This is a genomic window from Vibrio sp. GJ43-1 (assembly GCF_055808835.1).
This window is the reverse complement of record NZ_CM147884.1, coordinates 588,628-607,127: the sequence shown is the minus strand read 5'-3', so window position 1 is coordinate 607,127 and position 18,500 is coordinate 588,628. Positions and strand designations below refer to the sequence as shown.

General features: G+C 44.8%; 14 protein-coding genes and 5 pseudogenes. 5 read left to right on the top strand and 14 right to left on the bottom strand.

The annotated features are described in order from the left end of the window. Positions 1-37: 37 nt before the first annotated feature. The 8 genes and pseudogenes from sspB to zapE all read right to left on the bottom strand — a co-directional run bounded on the left by sspB (position 38) and on the right by zapE (position 6,470). The gene (gene sspB, locus AC0L66_RS02940) at positions 38-538 is read right to left on the bottom strand and encodes a ClpXP protease specificity-enhancing factor (RefSeq protein WP_265676535.1); all 501 of its coding nucleotides are present in this window, start codon (positions 536-538) and stop codon (positions 38-40) included. Between the two features lie 6 nt (positions 539-544). After that, a complete protein-coding gene (gene sspA / locus AC0L66_RS02935; protein ID WP_265676534.1) occupies positions 545-1,180 on the bottom strand; it encodes a stringent starvation protein SspA in 636 nt (211 codons plus the stop codon). Between the two features lie 88 nt (positions 1,181-1,268). Beyond that, complete coding sequence (locus AC0L66_RS02930; RefSeq protein WP_473568339.1) at positions 1,269-2,006, bottom strand: cytochrome c1; 738 nt, start codon at positions 2,004-2,006, stop codon at positions 1,269-1,271. Beyond that, a complete protein-coding gene (locus tag AC0L66_RS02925) occupies positions 2,003-3,268 on the bottom strand; it encodes a cytochrome b (protein ID WP_265676531.1) in 1,266 nt (421 codons plus the stop codon). The genes AC0L66_RS02930 and AC0L66_RS02925 overlap by 4 nt, the downstream gene beginning before the upstream one ends. Continuing rightward, positions 3,268-3,860: pseudogene (petA, locus tag AC0L66_RS02920) on the bottom strand (ubiquinol-cytochrome c reductase iron-sulfur subunit). The gene AC0L66_RS02925 and the pseudogene petA overlap by 1 nt, the downstream one beginning before the upstream one ends. A 458-nt stretch (positions 3,861-4,318) precedes the next feature. After that, on the bottom strand, positions 4,319-4,711 hold the full coding sequence (gene rpsI, locus AC0L66_RS02915) for a 30S ribosomal protein S9 (protein WP_250617398.1): 393 nt from the start codon (positions 4,709-4,711) through the stop codon (positions 4,319-4,321). Between the two features lie 15 nt (positions 4,712-4,726). Beyond that, on the bottom strand, positions 4,727-5,155 hold the full coding sequence (gene rplM / locus AC0L66_RS02910; protein ID WP_244358259.1) for a 50S ribosomal protein L13: 429 nt from the start codon (positions 5,153-5,155) through the stop codon (positions 4,727-4,729). Between the two features lie 213 nt (positions 5,156-5,368). Beyond that, a pseudogene (gene zapE, locus AC0L66_RS02905) lies at positions 5,369-6,470 on the bottom strand (cell division protein ZapE). A 142-nt stretch (positions 6,471-6,612) separates the two neighbouring features. On the opposite strand from zapE, the pseudogene zapG reads away from it, so the two are divergent. The 4 genes and pseudogenes from zapG to degS all read left to right on the top strand — a co-directional run bounded on the left by zapG (position 6,613) and on the right by degS (position 9,861). Next, a pseudogene (zapG, locus tag AC0L66_RS02900) lies at positions 6,613-7,069 on the top strand (Z-ring associated protein ZapG). Positions 7,070-7,199: 130 nt separating this feature from the next. Beyond that, positions 7,200-8,568: pseudogene (locus tag AC0L66_RS02895) on the top strand (Do family serine endopeptidase). A gap of 227 nt (positions 8,569-8,795) precedes the next feature. Further along, positions 8,796-8,993 (top strand): hypothetical protein, encoded by a 198-nt coding sequence (locus AC0L66_RS02890; protein ID WP_473568337.1) that lies wholly within the window; start codon positions 8,796-8,798, stop codon positions 8,991-8,993. Continuing rightward, positions 8,920-9,861, top strand: a complete 942-nt coding sequence (gene degS, locus AC0L66_RS02885) for an outer membrane-stress sensor serine endopeptidase DegS (RefSeq protein ID WP_473568336.1) — start codon at positions 8,920-8,922, stop codon at positions 9,859-9,861. Before AC0L66_RS02890 ends, degS begins: the two co-directional genes overlap by 74 nt. A gap of 83 nt (positions 9,862-9,944) precedes the next feature. On the opposite strand, the pseudogene parC reads toward degS, so the two are convergent. The 6 genes and pseudogenes from parC to nudF form a co-directional block, all read right to left on the bottom strand. Continuing rightward, positions 9,945-12,225: pseudogene (gene parC, locus AC0L66_RS02880) on the bottom strand (DNA topoisomerase IV subunit A). Between the two features lie 5 nt (positions 12,226-12,230). Beyond that, on the bottom strand, positions 12,231-14,111 hold the full coding sequence (parE, locus tag AC0L66_RS02875; protein WP_265676524.1) for a DNA topoisomerase IV subunit B: 1,881 nt from the start codon (positions 14,109-14,111) through the stop codon (positions 12,231-12,233). 229 nt (positions 14,112-14,340) lie between these two features. Then, the gene (gene yqiA / locus AC0L66_RS02870; RefSeq protein ID WP_265676523.1) at positions 14,341-14,928 is read right to left on the bottom strand and encodes an esterase YqiA; all 588 of its coding nucleotides are present in this window, start codon (positions 14,926-14,928) and stop codon (positions 14,341-14,343) included. A 21-nt stretch (positions 14,929-14,949) separates the two neighbouring features. After that, positions 14,950-15,774: a 3',5'-cyclic-AMP phosphodiesterase gene (gene cpdA, locus AC0L66_RS02865; RefSeq protein WP_265676522.1), complete on the bottom strand. Its 825-nt coding sequence runs from the start codon at positions 15,772-15,774 to the stop codon at positions 14,950-14,952. A 29-nt stretch (positions 15,775-15,803) separates the two neighbouring features. Then, a complete protein-coding gene (locus AC0L66_RS02860) occupies positions 15,804-16,256 on the bottom strand; it encodes a DUF1249 family protein (protein ID WP_265676521.1) in 453 nt (150 codons plus the stop codon). A gap of 2 nt (positions 16,257-16,258) precedes the next feature. Beyond that, positions 16,259-16,882, bottom strand: coding sequence for an ADP-ribose diphosphatase (gene nudF, locus AC0L66_RS02855; protein ID WP_265676520.1), 624 nt, complete (start codon positions 16,880-16,882; stop codon positions 16,259-16,261). A 235-nt stretch (positions 16,883-17,117) separates the two neighbouring features. Here nudF and tolC point away from each other — a divergent pair, with 235 nt between their 5' ends. After that, positions 17,118-18,431 (top strand): outer membrane channel protein TolC, encoded by a 1,314-nt coding sequence (tolC, locus tag AC0L66_RS02850; RefSeq protein WP_473568334.1) that lies wholly within the window; start codon positions 17,118-17,120, stop codon positions 18,429-18,431. The last annotated feature ends 69 nt before the right edge of the window (positions 18,432-18,500 follow it).

Sequence of the window (18,500 nt, the reverse complement as noted above, 5' to 3'; positions counted from 1 at the left end):
AAGACTGCTAATTAGCAGTCTTTTTTATGGAATCAAACTATTTCACAACTCTTAAGCTTGGTCGCCCTTTAGCTCTAGGAGGCTCATCATCACCATCAGGTTCGGATTCAACAGCCGAGTCTACTGGTAACTCTGTGACAGGCGCTTCCGCTACAGACAAACCAGATACCGGCGTCTCTGTTGCAACGTCTTCCTCTTCAATAGACAAGTATGCATCTTCAGGCTCAAACATTGTTCCAGCACCATTCTCTCGTGCATAAATAGCTTGCACAGAATAAAGCGGAACAATAACCGAATGCGGCTTGCCACCGAATCGAGCGTGAAAGGTAATGGCTTCATTACCTAATTCTAATTGACCCACCGCTCTAGAAGCGATATTCAAGATAATTTGGCCATCTTGAACAAACTCTAGCGGCACTCGTACTCCTGGTAACATTGCATCGACAACGATATGCGGAGTAAGGTCGTTTTCTGCCAGCCAGTCATAGAATGCGCGAAGCATATAAGGACGGCGGGGCGTCATTTTAGTGATATCCATGAATAATTAGCGAACTAAACGCATCTCACGCTCAGCTTCTGTTAGCGAAGCTAGGAATGAATCACGTTCAAATACACGGTTCATGTAAATCTTAATCTCTTTTGCACCAGGGCCAACCAGCTCGATACCCATTTCTGGCAGACGCCACAATAGTGGAGCCAGGTAGCAATCGATCAGGCTGAACTCTTCACTCATGAAGTACTCGTATTCAGCAAAGATCGGCGCAAGTGTTAGCAAGTCATTACGCAGTTTATTGCGTGCAGCTTCAGATTCTTCAGCCGTACCTTTCACTACTTTTTCTGCAAGCGTATACCAGTTACGTTCAATACGGTAAATCATTAAACGGCTGTTACCACGAGCAACTGGGTAAACCGGCATTAGTGGTGGATGAGGGAAACGCTCATCTAGGTATTCCATAATGATCTTTGAATCGTAAAGCGCAAGCTCACGATCAACCAAAGTTGGTACAGTTTTATATGGATTCAGTTCAGCAAGCTCTGCAGGGATGTTTGACTCATCCACTAACTCAACCTCAACACTGACACCCTTTTCAGCTAGAACGATACGAACCTGGTGGCTGTATAGATCAGTAGCACTAGAAAAAAGAGTCATCACAGAACGTTTATTGGCAGCTACAGCCATGGAGCCCTCCGGCATACTTACAAAAAACAATGGAGGCAAGGCCTCCATTGTTAACAAAATTTAGAATCAGCGCGACATGATAGCACAATTAGTGTACATCACGCCAATACTCTTTCTTCAGCAACACAACGACAATAGTAAATAGCACAAGGAATGCCATTACCCACCAACCCATTGCATGACGCTCAAGTTTGACTGGGTCACCCGAATACTCAAGGAAGTTCACTAAATCACGAACCGCATCATCGTATTCCGCTGAACTCAATTCACCACGCCCGTTTGTCTCCGTACCAACGATCACTTCGACCTCTTGGCCATCAACCGTATGTGTTTCCACAATAGCGGTTGGAATGCCTTGCAGCTCTTCAAGCACGTGCGGCATACCGACATTTGGGAAAGTGATGTTATTCACACCAAATGGACGACTTGGATCTGCATAGAATGAACGAAGGTACGTATACAACCAATCAGCACCGCGTACACGAGCAACCAAGGTCAAGTCCGGTGGCGGAGCCCCAAACCAAGCCGCAGCTTGCTTTTGTGGCATAGAGTTCACCATCAGATCACCAATTTTCGCTTCCGGGTCAAAGACTAAGTTTTCCTTAGCCAGTTCAACCGGAATACCTAGATCATTGGCAACACGCTCATAACGTTGATATTGAGTTGAGTGACAAGCAAAACAATAGTTCATGAACAACTTCGCACCATTTTGCAGTGATGCTTGATCCGTCAGATCATTATTTGCTTTATCAAGATGCACGTTCCCACCAGCTGCTAGCGCAAGAGACGGCAACAGAGCAAAAAGTACTACAATCCACTTTTTCATTTAAATGTCACCCTCTTCGGTAGTGGCTTGGTGTTCTCATTTTTACTGTAGACATACAACAAAATGAAGAACATGAAATATCCCAAACTAAAGATTTGAGCCATCAAGGTGTACGTTGCCGTTGCTGGAAGCGCACCGAGAATGCCTAACGCAATAAAGCTGATCGTAAACTGAATGATATTAATCAAATGGATTTTGCTTCTGTAACGGTAAGAACGAACTTTACAACGGTCAAACCACGGAAGTAGAAACAAGAACACAATTGAAGCCCCCATTGCAACCACACCGAGCAGCTTATCAGGAACCGCACGTAAGATGGCGTAGAACGGCGTGAAATACCAAACTGGGGCAATATGCTCTGGTGTTTTCAGAGGGTTCGCCGCTTCAAAGTTTGGTGGCTCAAGGAAATAACCGCCCATTTCAGGGTTAAAGAACAACACGTAGCAGAACAAGAAGAAGAAGCCTGCTATACCCACCATATCTTTTACCGTTCCATATGGATGGAAAGGTATCGAATCAATGATGTCGTATTTTTTGCTGTAGTAATCATGGAATTTGAACTGCGTTTTGTAGTCATCGCCCATTGAACCTTTAGGTAGCTTAGTTTCAATACCATCCGGGTTATTTGAGCCCACTTCATGTAGCGCCAAAACGTGCAAGACAATCAGTAGCAGTAGCACAATTGGTAGCGCAATAACGTGCAATGCAAAGAATCGGTTTAGTGTCGCACCTGAGATGATGTAATCACCACGGATCCACAATGTAAGATCATCACCGATAACTGGGATGGCACCAAACAGTGAAATAATTACTTGAGCGCCCCAGTAAGACATTTGTCCCCAAGGAAGAAGGTAGCCCATAAAGGCTTCAGCCATTAGCACTAAGAAAATCAGCATACCGAAAACCCAAAGCAACTCACGAGGTTTTTGGTATGAGCCATAAATCAGGCCGCGGAACATATGAAGGTAAATAACCACAAAGAAAGCAGATGCACCCGTTGAGTGCATATAACGCAACAACCAGCCGTATTCCACATCACGCATGATGTATTCCACAGAAGCAAATGCGCCTTCACCAGATGGTACGTAGTTCATGGTAAGCCAAATCCCCGTTAGGATTTGGTTAACAAGGACCAACATAGCAAGAGAGCCGAATAAATACCAAAAGTTAAAGTTCTTTGGCATTGGATATTCTGATAAATGCTTTTTATAAGCATTCATTGCGGGTAATCGTTTTTCTACCCAATCAAGTACAGCTTGCATTATGCATCCCCCTTATCCACGCCGATAAGAATTTTTGTATCACTCAAATACATATGCTTAGGAATCACTAGATTCAGTGGTGCTAAGCACGTTTTGGAATACTCGGCCTGCCATGTCAAATTTAGACCCGTGGCAAGGACAGAAGAAGCCTGATTTCACACCTTGGACTTGTTCACTAAAAGAATCCGCAAGGTAAGTTGGCGAACATCCTAGGTGAGTACAAAACCCAACCGCGATAAAATACTCTGGTTTAATCGAGCGATAACCATTTTGAGCATATTCCGGTTGCTGTTCTTCTTGAGATTGTGGGTCACGTAATTTATCTGATAACGTCCCCAGATTATCCAAAACAGACTGTGCTCGCCTAACAACCCATACCGGTTTGCCTTGCCACTCGACACGAACCATTTGGCCCTCTTCAAGTTTACTGACTTCAACCTCTACAGGAGCACCTAGCGGCCTTTGCTTTGGCACTTGGGTTCCAAGATTTAATAAAAGGAACGGCGACTGCAGCTGCTCCCAAACCACCGACAACCGCAGTTGTGGCAGTAAGGAAACGCCTACGACCGTTATTTAAAGGCGCATTGCTCATCCAACATTTCTCCCATATGCTCCTTGGGCCAATATCAAGCGAATCCAAGCTGCTCTGTCATGTTAAATAACCGCGGGGGAACCATTCCTTTGGTTATCTTCCTTGAATTGAACGTGCATATTTTATAATTAAAACCTGCACACTTGAGTCCATTCCGATATTAGTTATCACCAATAAAGCATGGCTAACAAAATAAGAATTTTAGTTGTATTTATTTGATAGCAAATGATAAAGAAAACCCTACTTTTTGACAAGATAAAGCTACCTTTTCGTAACATCTATCGCAGGAAATCGTTTACCAGTTCACAAAAGGGAGGAAAAGCACAGTCTATTAGGGGAGTTGATGAATCTAGAGGATTTATACCGGACTGAAAAAACAAAAAGCCCAGCCGAGAGGCTGAGCTTTTGGACCACAAACCAGTATAAACTGGAGCGTAGATTTTTCGAAGAACGAAAAATTAACGCTTTGAGAATTGTGGCTTACGACGTGCTTTACGTAGACCAACTTTCTTACGCTCAACGCAACGAGCGTCACGCGTAACATAGCCAGCTGCACGTAGAGCAGGACGTAGAGTTTCGTCGTATTCCATAAGCGCGCGAGTGATACCGTGACGGATTGCACCAGCTTGACCAGAAATACCGCCACCTTTAACAGTAACGAATAGATCTAGCTTCTCAGTTAGTTCAGTAAGCTCAAGAGGCTGACGAACTACCATGCAAGAAGTTTCGCGACCGAAGTAAACTTCTAGTTCACGCTTGTTGATTACGATGTTGCCAGTGCCTGGTTTAATAAAAACGCGAGCAGCTGAGCTTTTGCGACGACCAGTGCCGTAGTATTGATTCTCTGCCATTTCTGATATCCCCAATTAGATGTCTAGTACTTGTGGTTGTTGAGCAGCATGATTGTGCTCAGCGCCAGCGTAAACTTTTAGCTTACGGTACATAGCACGGCCTAGAGGACCACGTGGTAGCATACCTTTAACAGCTAGTTCGATTACCATTTCTGGCTTCTTGTCGATCAACTTTTCAAAAGTGATAGACTTAAGACCACCTGGGAACTCAGTGTGACGGTAATACACTTTACCTTTAGCCTTGTTACCAGTTACAGTAACTTTCTCAGCGTTAACAACGATGATGTAATCACCAGTGTCTACGTGAGGAGTGTATTCAGCTTTATGCTTACCACGAAGACGAGATGCGATCTCACTTGCGATACGGCCAAGAGTTTTGCCTTCTGCGTCTACAACATACCAGTCACGTTTTACAGTTTCTGGTTTAGCAACGAAAGTTTTCATGCTAATAATTACCTATTAAAAAAATTTACACTTAAGGAACAAACTGTTCCCACTGTCTAAGAGTCCCATTCATCACCCCTTCGAGTGTTGGAAACACTTGGCATAGTTAGACTTTCGTCATAACTAGAGGCTCGCAGTAACGGTAGGTCGCAGGATTATAGAGAAGCTAGAGGAAAAAATCACCTATTTTTTAGACAAAATAGGTAAAAACCCTTACGCCAAGTGCTCAGAGGCTAAATAATCATGACTTTGCATTTCTGTTAGGCGAGAAATACAACGTTTAAACTCAAACTCTAGCTGCCCTGTTGTATAAATTGCCTCTAATTCGACTTCCGCAGAAATAATCAATTTCACTCGGCGCTCATAAAATTCATCCACCAGCGCAATAAACCGTCTCGCAGCATCATCAAGCTTGCTGTCCATCTGTTTCACATCCGCCAGTAATACGGTGTGATAAAGCCGAGACATCTCAATGTAGTCATTTTGGCTGCGCATGGTTTGACACAATTGTTCAAAAGTCGCGAACAAAACATCGTCCACCGACGCGATAACAGAAATATCCCGATGATTAATATCGATTGAAGTGTCTGGTTGCCGCGTTTCCATTACCAACTGCTTAAAATAACGATGAAGATTTTCATTCGCTGAGTTATCCAGTGGATAATGGTAAATTTCGGCTTGCTCTAAGGTTCTCAATCGGTAGTCGATACCACTATCAACATTCAGTATGTGGCAATGTTTTTGAATCAAGGCAATCGTAGGTAAGAACCGCGCACGTTGCAGGCCATTACGATATAAATTTTCAGGTGGGATGTTTGATGTCGCAACCAACACGACGCCTCTATTAAATAGCGCCTGCATTAAAGAAGACAAAATCATTGCATCGGTAATGTCAGAGACATAAAACTCATCAAAACAGATAATGTTGGCTTCAGCATGAAAAATATCAGCCACACTCTCAAGCGGATTCTCAATATCCCCTAATTTCTTCAGCTCATCATGGACTCGATACATAAAGCGATGAAAGTGAACGCGCATTTTTTTTCAGAAGGCAAACTATCAAAGAACGCATCCATTAAATACGTTTTCCCTCGCCCAACGCCCCCCAAAAATACAGCCCTTGTGGGGCAATCGCTTCCTCTGGTGACTTGCCTAATAATTTTTGCATCATCGTCAGCGCTGGCGCTTCAAAATTCAGATAATCGATGAACTCATGATGAAGGCGGTCTAATGCTTCCACCGCCTGATGCTGAGCGGCATCGCGTTGAAAACCATTTGTTTCAATATCATTATTATACTTTTCTATCGGCGTCATGGATAACTCGCAGCACAGATCCAACAACCATAAATGGTGTATTTTGCTTTATTGGTAAGAACTCTCATAGTACCATGACAGAACAACGTGTGTAACCATCAGGTAACGCACATGTTAATAAACAATAATTAAGGAAGCTGCTATGCCTTGGATTTACGCCGTTGTCGGTCTGCTTGTGGGCGCTATTTTAGGAATTGTGATTTCTCGCCTCACTACCCCACAGTACAAAAAAACAAAAAACCATACAAAAAGATCTCGAATCTGCAAAATTTGCTTTAGAACAACAACGTCAAGAGTTATCTGACCATTTTGCTCAAAGCGCAGAAATGCTAGATACGCTAGGCAAAGATTACACCAAGCTCTATCAACATATGGCAAAAACCTCAGCCGAGTTGCTGCCTAACTTGCCAGAGCAAGACAATCCATTTGTTAAAAAAGTCGCGGAGCACAACGTAGAGTCAGCGGTAGACTCAGATATTGATGAGCAACCAAAAGACTATGCCAATGGCGCAACTGGTTTGTTGAGAGGAGAGCAAAAGCAAGTGATTGAGTCACCAGAGCTTGTCGCCAGCGAACCTGTCACGGCAAAAGCGTCTTAAATTCTCAACAAGCAAGTACGACAGATTCACTCAACCTGTTGAGTGAATCTGATATCACCTCCCCATTTCGAATGAACTTTATCCCAATTGCCTAGTCATAACTTTTACTAAACCTTAGAGGAGTTTTATGATGAAGAAGCCAACGCTTGCCTTAACTGTTCTGTCGTTAAGCTTGAGTGCCATCATCACACCCATGTCAGTCTCAGCAGCATTACCCCTTGCGGTCAACGGCGAACAACTTCCAAGCCTTGCGCCTATGCTAGAGACGGTGACACCCGCGGTTGTCAGTATTGCCGTTGAAGGCACTCAGGTCTCTAAACAGCAATATCCAGAGCAATTTAAATTCTTCTTCGGTCCAGACTTTCCAACAGAACAACTGCAAGAGCGACCTTTCCGCGGCTTGGGGTCTGGGGTTGTTATTAACGCTAAGAAGGGCTACATCGTAACCAACTATCACGTTATCAATGGCGCAGAAGAAATACGTATTAAATTGCAAGACGGGCGCGAATACGATGCTGAACTGGTTGGCGGCGATGAAATGTCAGATGTCGCCTTACTCAAACTTGATAATGTCAAAAATCTCACCGAGATAAAACTCGCCGACTCGGACGCACTCCGTGTGGGGGATTTTACTGTTGCCATCGGCAACCCGTTTGGCTTAGGACAAACCGTCACATCTGGCATCGTCTCGGCTCTAGGGCGCAGCGGTCTCAATTTAGAAAATTTTGAAAACTTCATTCAAACCGACGCAGCAATCAATAGCGGTAATTCAGGCGGTGCACTGGTTAACCTTAAAGGTGAGCTCATTGGTATCAATACCGCGATTTTGGGTCCTAATGGTGGCAATGTGGGTATTGGTTTTGCTATTCCATCGAATATGATGAATAACCTAACCGAACAAATTATTGAGTTTGGTGAAGTGAAACGTGGCATGTTAGGCGTGCAAGGTGGCGAAGTCACGTCTGAGTTGGCTGAAGCGCTGGGTTATGATTCCAGCAAAGGCGCCTTTGTTAGCCAAGTCATGCCTGACAGTGCAGCGGAAAAAGGCGGACTTAAGGCCAGCTGATATTATCGTCTCTGTCAATGGTAAAAAAATCACTACCTTTAGCGAATTGCGAGCAAAAGTCGCCACACTAGGTGCTGGTAAGACTATCGAACTCGGACTTGTCCGAGACGGTAAAACAATGACGACCCAAGCAACGTTAACGGAAGGGGCGAAGAGCATCACGAAAGCCGACAAACTACATGAAGGTTTAACAGGCGCTGAATTTGCCAATACAGAGAAAAGCGACAACGTCGATGGTGTAAAAGTCACCTCCGTAGTTGAAGGCTCGCCTGCTGCCCAATATGAACTTAAACAAGGCGACATCATCATGGGTGTGAACCGCCAGCGTGTTAAGAATGTGGGTGAGCTTCGTAAAATACTCGAAGCAAAGCCAGGCGTTCTCGCGCTAAATATTCAACGAGATGACCGCACTATTTATCTTGTTGTACGGTAACATGACACACTTTATGTAAATTCTTAGTGAAAGGGCAGCCGGACGTGACTGCCCTTTTTTATTATTTGCTCACAAAGTGATATGCTTTGCTCGCAAGCTGTTGCTCAAAAAAGTATTTAGTCCCATGGTCATTGGTTTCGTTATCGAACCATTCCCTACTATGCTAGCTTCAGTGATTGTTATTTTGTCCAATAGACCACCCACACCGGTATCCATTAGAGAGAGCAATGCTGAACTTTTTATTACGATCTGTATCAATGGGGCTGATTACGGCTCTGTTAGTCTTAATTGCCGTTCCGTCGCTAAGACCTACGATCATCTCAGAGCAGTTTGACGCAACGCCGACGCAAGATGCTTCATTGCAAGTCTCTTTTAATCAAGCGGTACGTAAAGCGGCACCAGCCGTCGTTAACATCTATAGCTAAGCAATATAAAGAAAGCGACCGTACAACACTGTCCACACAAGGCCTGGGTTCTGGTGTCATCGTGAGCGAAAAAGGCTATATCATCACTAACTACCATGTGGTCGCCAATGCCGATCAAATCATTGTCGCACTGCAAGATGGTCGTGTTGCCGCTGCGCAACTGGTGGGTAAAGATCAGCGCACTGATATCGCCATATTACGTGTAGAAGGCTCAGATCTCCCGGTCATTCCTCTCAACCCAAGCTACAGCCCTAAAGTCGGTGATGTCGTTTTGGCAATTGGCAACCCTTATAACTTGGGACAAACCACAACGTTTGGCATTATTTCCGCCACTGGCCGTTCATCTATTAGTGCCGGAGGTATTCAAGCCTTTATTCAAACCGATGCCGCTATCAATCAAGGTAACTCTGGTGGTGCTTTAGTCAATACCCAAGGTGAGCTTGTCGGCATCAATACCGCGTCATTCCAACAAGCTACTGACTTAGAAACCTATGGCATTTCCTTTGCTATCCCGTATAAGCTTGCCAGTAAGATAATGGAGAAAATCATTGCTGATGGTCGAGTGATTCGCGGCTATATCGGCATTGATGGGCAAGATATCAATTCTGTCACGGCTCGCCTATTAGGCAATGAGCACATTGGTGGCATCATTGTTCTCGGACTGGACCCACAAGGACCCGCTGCGAAAGGCGGCATTGAAGTTCAAGATATTATTCTGACGATTAACGGTAAAAAGTTAAATGGTAGACAGGGCGTATTAGACCTCGTCACAGACTTAAGACCAGGAACCACTGTCGACGTTACCTTATTGAGAGACGGTAAAGAGATGACACTACCTGTGACCGTTGCTGAAGATAGCCGCGAATAGACCTCATAACGCATAAAAACCACCGATAAAAAAATGCCGCTGATTTCTCAGCGGCATTTTTTGTTTATAGCGAACGAAACCAATTATTCATCAACTGTTTCACTATCAAATGACACAGAGCCCTCTACGTCAATTCGAGTGACACGCTGTAGACCTCTTGGTAGAAGTCCACCGCGACGACCCCGCTCACCTCTAAAGTTTTCCAAGTCTGCAGGTTTGAGACCTAACTTACGCTTACCCGCATAAAGCGTCACTGACGCACCTTGAGGTAATGCCATTAGGTGAGAAACAAACTCTTCTCTCGATTTGGCTTTAGCAGACGGGATATTGATGATCTTATTGCCCTTACCTTTGCCTAATTGTGGCAAGTCTTTTATCGGGAACAACAACATTCTTCCCTGATTGGTAATCGCCATGATTTCATCGGAATCTAAGTCGCCCACCATACTTGGCGTCATCACTTCAGCAGCTTGTGGTAAGGTCACCAGAGCTTTACCGCTTCGGTTCTTCGACAGAAGATCAGAGCCTTTACAAACAAACCCATAACCCGCATCAGAACCAATCAACCACAACTGCGATTCTTCACCCATGATGACTTGGCGAATACTCGTACCCGCATTGATATTAAGGCGCCCAGTAATTGGTTCACCTTGGCTTCGTGCAGAAGGCAATGAATGCGATTCAAGTGAATAACTGCGTCCATCGTTTCCTAGGAATACCGCTGGTTGACTACTTTTGCCGCGCGCGGCTGCAAGGTAGTTATCACCGGATTTATAGTTTAGCCCTGATGGATCAACATCATGACCTTTCGCATGACGAATCCAACCTTTCTCCGATAGAACCACGGTGATCGGCTCACTAGGAACAAGATCACGCTCTGTCATCGCTTTCGCTTCTGCTCGCTCAACTAATGGCGAGCGACGATCATCACCGTATTTCTCCGCATCTGCTTGAATTTCTTTTTTCAGCAAAGTATTCATGCGACGCTCAGAGCCCAGTAAGCTTTCTAGCTTTTGGCGCTCTTTTTCAAGCTCATCTTGTTCACCGCGGATTTTCATCTCTTCCAGCTTCGCAAGGTGACGAAGCTTGGTATCTAAGATCGCATCAGCTTGAATGTCGGTGATACCAAAACGCGCCATTAAAACGGCTTTAGGTTCATCTTCAGTACGAATAATCTCAATCACTTCATCAAGGTTGAGATACGCAATCAGCAAACCTTCCAAGATGTGCAAGCGAGCTAAGATCTTATCAAGACGATACTGCAAGCGTTTACGAACCGTTTCACGGCGGTAAGCAATCCACTCTGATAAAATGGTAACGAGCCCTTTCACCTGTGGACGATTATTCAAACCGATCATGTTGAGGTTAACGCGGAAGTTCTTCTCAAGATCTGTTGAAGCAAACAAGTGATTCATCAACTGATCGCAATCAATACGATTAGAGCGTGGCACGATCACAATGCGAGTCGGGTTTTCATGATCCGATTCATCACGAAGATCATCCACCATAGGCAGCTTTTTCGCACGCATCTGGTTGGCAATCTGCTCTAGCAACTTGGCACCAGAGACCTGATGAGGTAGCGCGGTGATAACAATATCTGCGCCTTCTTTATGCCAAACCGCACGCATTTTCACACTACCGCGTCCAGTACGATAGATCTTTTCTAAGTCCGTCTGCGGGGAAATAATTTCCGCTTCTGTTGGGTAATCAGGCCCTTTGACATACGCCATGACATCCGACAATTCCGCCTTTGGATTATCAATTAAGTGCACGGTTGCATCCGCAACCTCACGGACGTTATGAGGCGGGATATCCGTTGCCATACCCACCGCAATACCCGTAATTCCGTTTAGTAGAATATGAGGTAAGCGCGCAGGAAGAATCTTCGGCTCTTTCATCGTGCCGTCAAAGTTTGGTTGCCACTCAACCGTACCTAGACCGACTTCGCTCAGTAATACTTCAGCAAACTTAGACAATTTCGCTTCGGTATAACGCATCGCAGCAAACGATTTAGGATCATCAGGTGCACCCCAGTTTCCTTGACCGTCTACTAACGGGTAGCGATAAGAAAACGGCTGTGCCATCAATACCATGGCTTCATAACACGCAGAATCACCGTGCGGGTGGTACTTACCCAGTACATCACCAACGGTACGTGCGGATTTCTTATATTTGGCCGCTGATGATAAACCCAGCTCAGACATGGCGTAAATAATACGACGCTGTACTCGGCTTAAGGCCGTCACCAATATAAGGCAATGCACGATCCATAATCACGTACATTGAGTAATTTAAATAGGCATCTTCGGTGAACTTGCGCATTGGCAGCTGTTCAACGCCATCAAAAGATATTTCAGTCGACATTATCGTTATACCTCGGCCATGTCGCCGTTACTTTGCAGCCAGCTACGGCGGTCATCCGCTCGTTTTTTACCTAGCAGCATATCCATCATTTCATCGGTTGCACTGTCATCGTCAATCGTCAGTTGCACCAAGCGGCGAGTATTCGGATCCATCGTCGTTTCGCGAAGTTGTAATGGGTTCATTTCACCCAGACCTTTAAATCGCTGTACGTTGATCTTCGCTTTCTTTTTACTCAATCGCTCTAAAATGCCATCTTTTTCGTCATCATCTAGGGCATAAAAGACTTCTTTACCACAGTCGATTCGATAAAGTGGTGGCATGGCAACATACACGTGCCCCGCCGAGACTAGTCCTCTGAAGTGCTTGGTAAACAGGGCACATAGTAGGGTTGCAATGTGTAGCCCATCCGAGTCCGCATCGGCAAGAATGCACACTTTACCGTAGCGCAGAGCACTCAAATCATCATTATCAGGGTCAATCCCCAGCGCAACCGAGATATCGTGCACCTCTTGAGAGGCCAACACTTGGTCCGTCGACACTTCCCAAGTATTCAGAATTTTACCTCGTAGTGGCATCACGGCTTGAAATTCACGATCTCGAGCTTGTTTCGCTGAGCCTCCAGCAGAGTCCCCTTCCACAAAGAAAATTTCTGTGCGGTTCAGATCTTGCTGTGAACAATCGGTCAATTTACCAGGTAGAGCTGGGCCCGACGCGACCTTCTTACGCACGACTTTTTTACTCGCACGCATGCGTCGATGAGCATTAGCAATACATACTTCAGCGAGTTGCTCTGCCAACTGGGGCTTTTCATTCAACCACAGACTAAAAGCATCTTTCACAACGCCAGAAACAAAAGCTGCACACTGACGTGACGATAAGCGTTCTTTGGTTTGCCCAGCAAACTGAGGATCTTGCATTTTCACGGACAAGACATACGAGCAGCGATCAAACACATCATCGCCCGTTAACTTAACACCACGTGGCAGCAAGTTTCGGAACTCACAAAACTCACGCATGGCATCAAGAAGCCCCTGACGTAAGCCGTTAACATGCGTGCCACCTTGAGCGGTAGGAATCAAGTTAACATAGCTTTCGGTGATCATTTCGCCGCCTTCAGGCTGCCAAATTAGCGCCCAAGTCGCCGCTTCTGTCTCTGCAGAAAACTCACCAGTAAAAGGGACTTCTGGCAAAACGGTATAGCCTTTCACCCCTTCAGCAAGGTAATCTTTCAGACCATCTTCGTAATGCCATTTATGATCTTTTCCGTTCACTTTGTCGCTAAAGGTGATTTCCAACCCAGGACATAGTACGGCTTTAGCACGCAGGTTATTTACCAAGCGAGTCACGGAGAAGTTGCCGGAATCAAAGTAGCTCGTATCAGGCCAGAAGTGAACACTGGTCCCTTTATTACGACGCCCGCAAGTCCCCGTTACTGTCAGCTCTTCAACCTTGTTGCCGTGCTCAAACGCCATTTCATAGACTTGACCATCACGGCGAACGGTGACTTCAACACGTTTCGATAACGCGTTGACCACAGAGATACCGACTCCATGCAAACCACCAGAAAACTGGTAGTTTTTATTAGAAAACTTGCCACCAGCATGCAACTTGCAAAAAATCAGTTCAACACCCGACACTTTTTCTTCTGGGTGGATATCTACGGGCATACCTCGACCATCATCAATCACTTCTAAAGATTGATCGGCGTGGAGAATTACTTGCACTTTCGAGGCATGTCCGGCTAGCGCTTCATCGACACTGTTATCGATAACTTCTTGGCCCAAATGGTTTGGACGCGCTGTATCCGTATACATCCCTGGTCGGCGACGTACTGGCTCAAGACCATTGAGAACCTCAATGGCTCCAGCATTATATTGTTCTGTCATAATACGGAAATTTTACTCAAATAAAGATTGATACTTAGCAGCAAAAAGAGAGTCGATGATGCATTGCACCATCGGCCTTCATTTGACTCGTAACCAACAAGTCTTAAGGCACACGCGTAAGTACAGACACATCATAGTCTGGCTCAAAGGAAGTGTTGTCAAGTTTCGCACCAAAGTTGGGGGGAAATTTATGACTCCCTCCTCAGCTACACGCTTATTAGTGAAAAAGCTACAACTCTAAGAAGTGGATAATTTGCTCTGGATAACGCTCAAAATTAACAAAACTATGATCGCCACCTGCTTCCACTGTTTGCTTTGAGTTCGAATACTTAGCGACAGCTTGACGGTAGTCCAATACCTCATCGTCTTCTTGTTGCAACAACCAGAAATCACGAGGTGAATGAATGACCACTACGTCTAACGCTTTCAATTCATCGATATGGCGAGATTCTAATGTGTATCGCTCATAAGTATAAGGATTTTCTTGCTCACCAAGAAAATCCACTAACAACTCATAAGGTTTAACCGCTGGATTAATCAACACGGCTTTAAAACCATACTGCGCATTTAGCCACGTCGACAAATAACCACCTAATGAACTACCAATTAAGCCAATTCGATGCGTCTTTTCATAGCGATGTATAACATCAGTCAAATACCTAGCAGCTTGCTTAGGGAAGCTCGGCATTTGCGGAGCCACAACCGTAATATCAGGGCGATGCTCCTGACAAAACTGCTGCATGACACGCGCTTTATGTGATTGAGGTGAGCTGTTAAAACCATGAATGTAGAGCAATAGCGACGGCTTTTTATCCATTAGTAACCCTCAGCATTAAAATCAGTAACCTTCAGCATTAAAGTCGGGACGAAATGCGCCGTGTGGTAAACGTTTAACGATGGTGTCTAGCTGACCATCACTAAAGAGCTCCAGCTCTCGCCATCCTGGCGACAAGATATCCAAAGAGAATTCATTGGAGTTGGGCTTAAACTGAACGCATGTTGACGGTGTTGCTAATACCCTTACACCATGGTGCATTAAATCAAGTTCTTGGTGGATATGACCACATAACACAGCACGCACATTGTCATGTTTATCGGCAATATCCCAAAACTCTTGTGAATCCTTTAGTGAATGCTGGTCAAGCCAAGCACTGTTCACCAGTATTGGATGATGATGGAGCAACACCAACGTATGTCGATCATGGTGTTCACTGAGTTTTCTATCCAAATACTCCAGCTGACTGTCACTTAATCGACCATGGGGTACACCCACCACTTGAGAGTCCAGCAACACTATTTGCCAATGCTCGCCCAGCAACTTATGCGTTGCGGTTTGTATCAGAGGTGAATCCAATACACTGTTCATACTGGGTTTGAAATCGTGATTACCCGGCAACCAAAAACAAGGGAGGTTAAGCGGCACAATGCCGTCAACAAACTTTCGATAAGATGACTCTGTATGGTCTTGAGAGATATCGCCCGTTGCCAATAATGCATCAAAATGCGTGCCTTGCTGGCACACTTCAGACACAACAGCTTTGAAGCTGTCGTGGGTGTTCACACTCAGTAAGCAGCCATCCTGAGGCGCAAATAGATGCGTGTCGGTCAATTGCAGTAACCTGACGGCACTAGACTGAGATTCACCACTGGGTGTTGTTTTCAAAATAATAAGACCTGAATATCTACTATTGTTTAACTTCGATACATAATCGGAGCTCGACTAATTCCATTTTTTAGACAAAACGTCAGCCAATCACTAAGAAACTGATTAAACTGAAACTTTTCATCTTTCTGAAGCATTTTAGTATTGGGGTAATCATACCTTGCTTTCACTCTAGCGGTTTGCTCACAATGACAAACTTCGGCAACTTTTGCGTCATGGTAGAGCCTTACTACCATTTTAGGCAAAGGGAAAACAGGAAGCTCATCATCTTGGCAAATTTCGACCAATGTTGTGTACTTGGTCACTTCTATAATCTCCAGCTGGTAAGTTAATGACCCAGCTTGATAACAGCGCACATCCCCCACAATGGGATCCGTCGGGATCAATCGATTTAATTTGGCGTAATTAGTCTCATAGACTCGCATGAGCTCTGCAAGATCAACATGATACGCTTTACCATCGATGTGACGTGTTGTTGCCATGTTTACCACTCTTGCTGTAGCTGACGATAATTCAATTCAAGCCATTGCAGCGCAATAATAGATGCGCCGTTCTCAATTTCACCACTGGCTATCATTTGATACGCCTTTTGTCGTGAAACAACCTTTACGCGAATGTCTTCACCTTCGCTTTTTAATCCGTGAATACCACTCGCTGTCGAGGCATCAACTTGACCCGCAAAGACTTCAATTTTTTCCGAACAACCACCTGATGATGGATAGTAAGCGGTGATACGCGTGAGTTTATTCACCTCAACACCTGCTTCTTCGACCGCTTCTCGCTGCACAAGTTCTTCAACAGACTCTTGTTTATCAACAATTCCAGCGATAATTTCGGTTTGCCAAGGTGAAGAATGTTCAAGAGCACCCACTCGAATCTGTTCTATGAGTACGACTTCATCGCGCTTGGCATCATAAGGCAGCAATGCCGCCGCGCCGCCACGAACCAACATTTCTCGTTGAATTTCAGGACTCCAACCGCCGTCAAAAAGGCGATGCTTAAATCGATACAACACCATTTCAAAAAAACCTTTAAACACCGTTTGTTTCGAGATTATTTCGACATCTTGTGATGTATATTTAGGCAACGGTTGTTCTGAACCTTCCATGACGACCCCCAATAAAAATGAATCTTACAGTTTACTCAACGATTAGCCCAACTACCAACGACCAGCTTCAACTTTTTACGTAATAATTCAAAAAACATTGGGTTTTGGTTAATTTATTGTCGCATTTTTGCAGGTTGTAGCGTAAAAATTTGCAAAGTTTCGAGTAAATTACGCTCGTTTTAAGTTAAACTGTGAATCATACCTCTTATTCAGTATTCAGGCAGGATTAGGACAAATGAAAAAACTGCTTCCACTATTCATCACAGCTGCATTAGGAAGCGTAAGTGCAGCGACATGGGCCGACTCTTTAACCGAAGTCTATGATCAAGCTAAACAGAACGATCCTCAACTACTGCGTTCAGCGGCTGAGCGAGATCGTGCATTTGAAGCCATCAACTCTGCTCGAAGCACCTTACTACCGCAAATTAACCTCACTGCTGGCTACAACGCAGTTCGTAGTGATGTAGACACCGCAGACAGCGATAAACTCAACAGCGGTATTGGTTTCTCTCAAGAACTCTACAACCGCGCAAGTTGGATCACGCTTGATACGGCGGAAAAAAATGCTCGTCAATCTGATTCACTTTATGCCGCTGCCCAGCAAAACTTAATCCTACGTACGGCCCAAGCGTACTTTGAAGTGTTACGTTCTAAAGACAGTCTAGAGTTTGTCAAAGCGAATAAAGCGGCGGTGGCTCGTCAATTAGAGCAAACCAAGCAACGTTTTGAAGTAGGTCTTTCCGCGATTACCGATGTTCATGATGCGCAAGCGCAATATGACCGAGTGTTGGCTGATGAAGTCGTGGCTGAAAACGACTTATTAAATAAGTACGAAGGTCTACGTGAAATCACCGGACAAGAGCACACTAATATCGATGAGCTAGATACGGATCGTTTCTCTGCTCAGCGCCCGACCAATTCGGTTGATTTCTTCATTGAAGAAGCACAAAGCAAAAACCTTGATTTGCTATCGGCTCGTATCGGACAAGACATCGCTAAAGACAACATTACACTAGCAAGCTCTGGTCACCTTCCTAAGCTAACGCTTGATGGTGGTTACAACTACGGCAACGAGCGTAATAGCAACAACGTCGCAAGCGCATTTGATGGTAGTAACTCTTTCAATGCTGGTATCAACCTATCTGTACCTTTGTATAGCGGTGGCAACATTACGTCACAAACTAAACAAGCAGAGTACGCTTATGTGGCAGCAAGTGAGCAGCTAGAGCAAACTTACCGCTCGGTTGTGAAAAATGTTCGCGCTAACAATAACAACATTAACTCGTCCATTGGTGCTATCCGCGCTTACGAGCAAACGGTTATTTCTGCGCAATCAGCACTAGAAGCAACCAAAGCCGGTTTTGATGTGGGCACTCGTACTATTGTCGATGTACTAGAAGCAACGCAATCTGTGTTCGACGCAGGTCGTAACCTCTCTGATGCTCGTTACGATTACATCGTCAGCATCTTGAACCTACGCCAATCCGTCGGTACGTTAAGCGAGCAAGATATTATTGATATCAATGCTGGTCTTAAGCGAACAAACTAATTGATTGAAAAATAAATCGGTTGAAGAACAAATCAGTTGAAGAACAAAGGGACGCCATGGCGTCCCTTT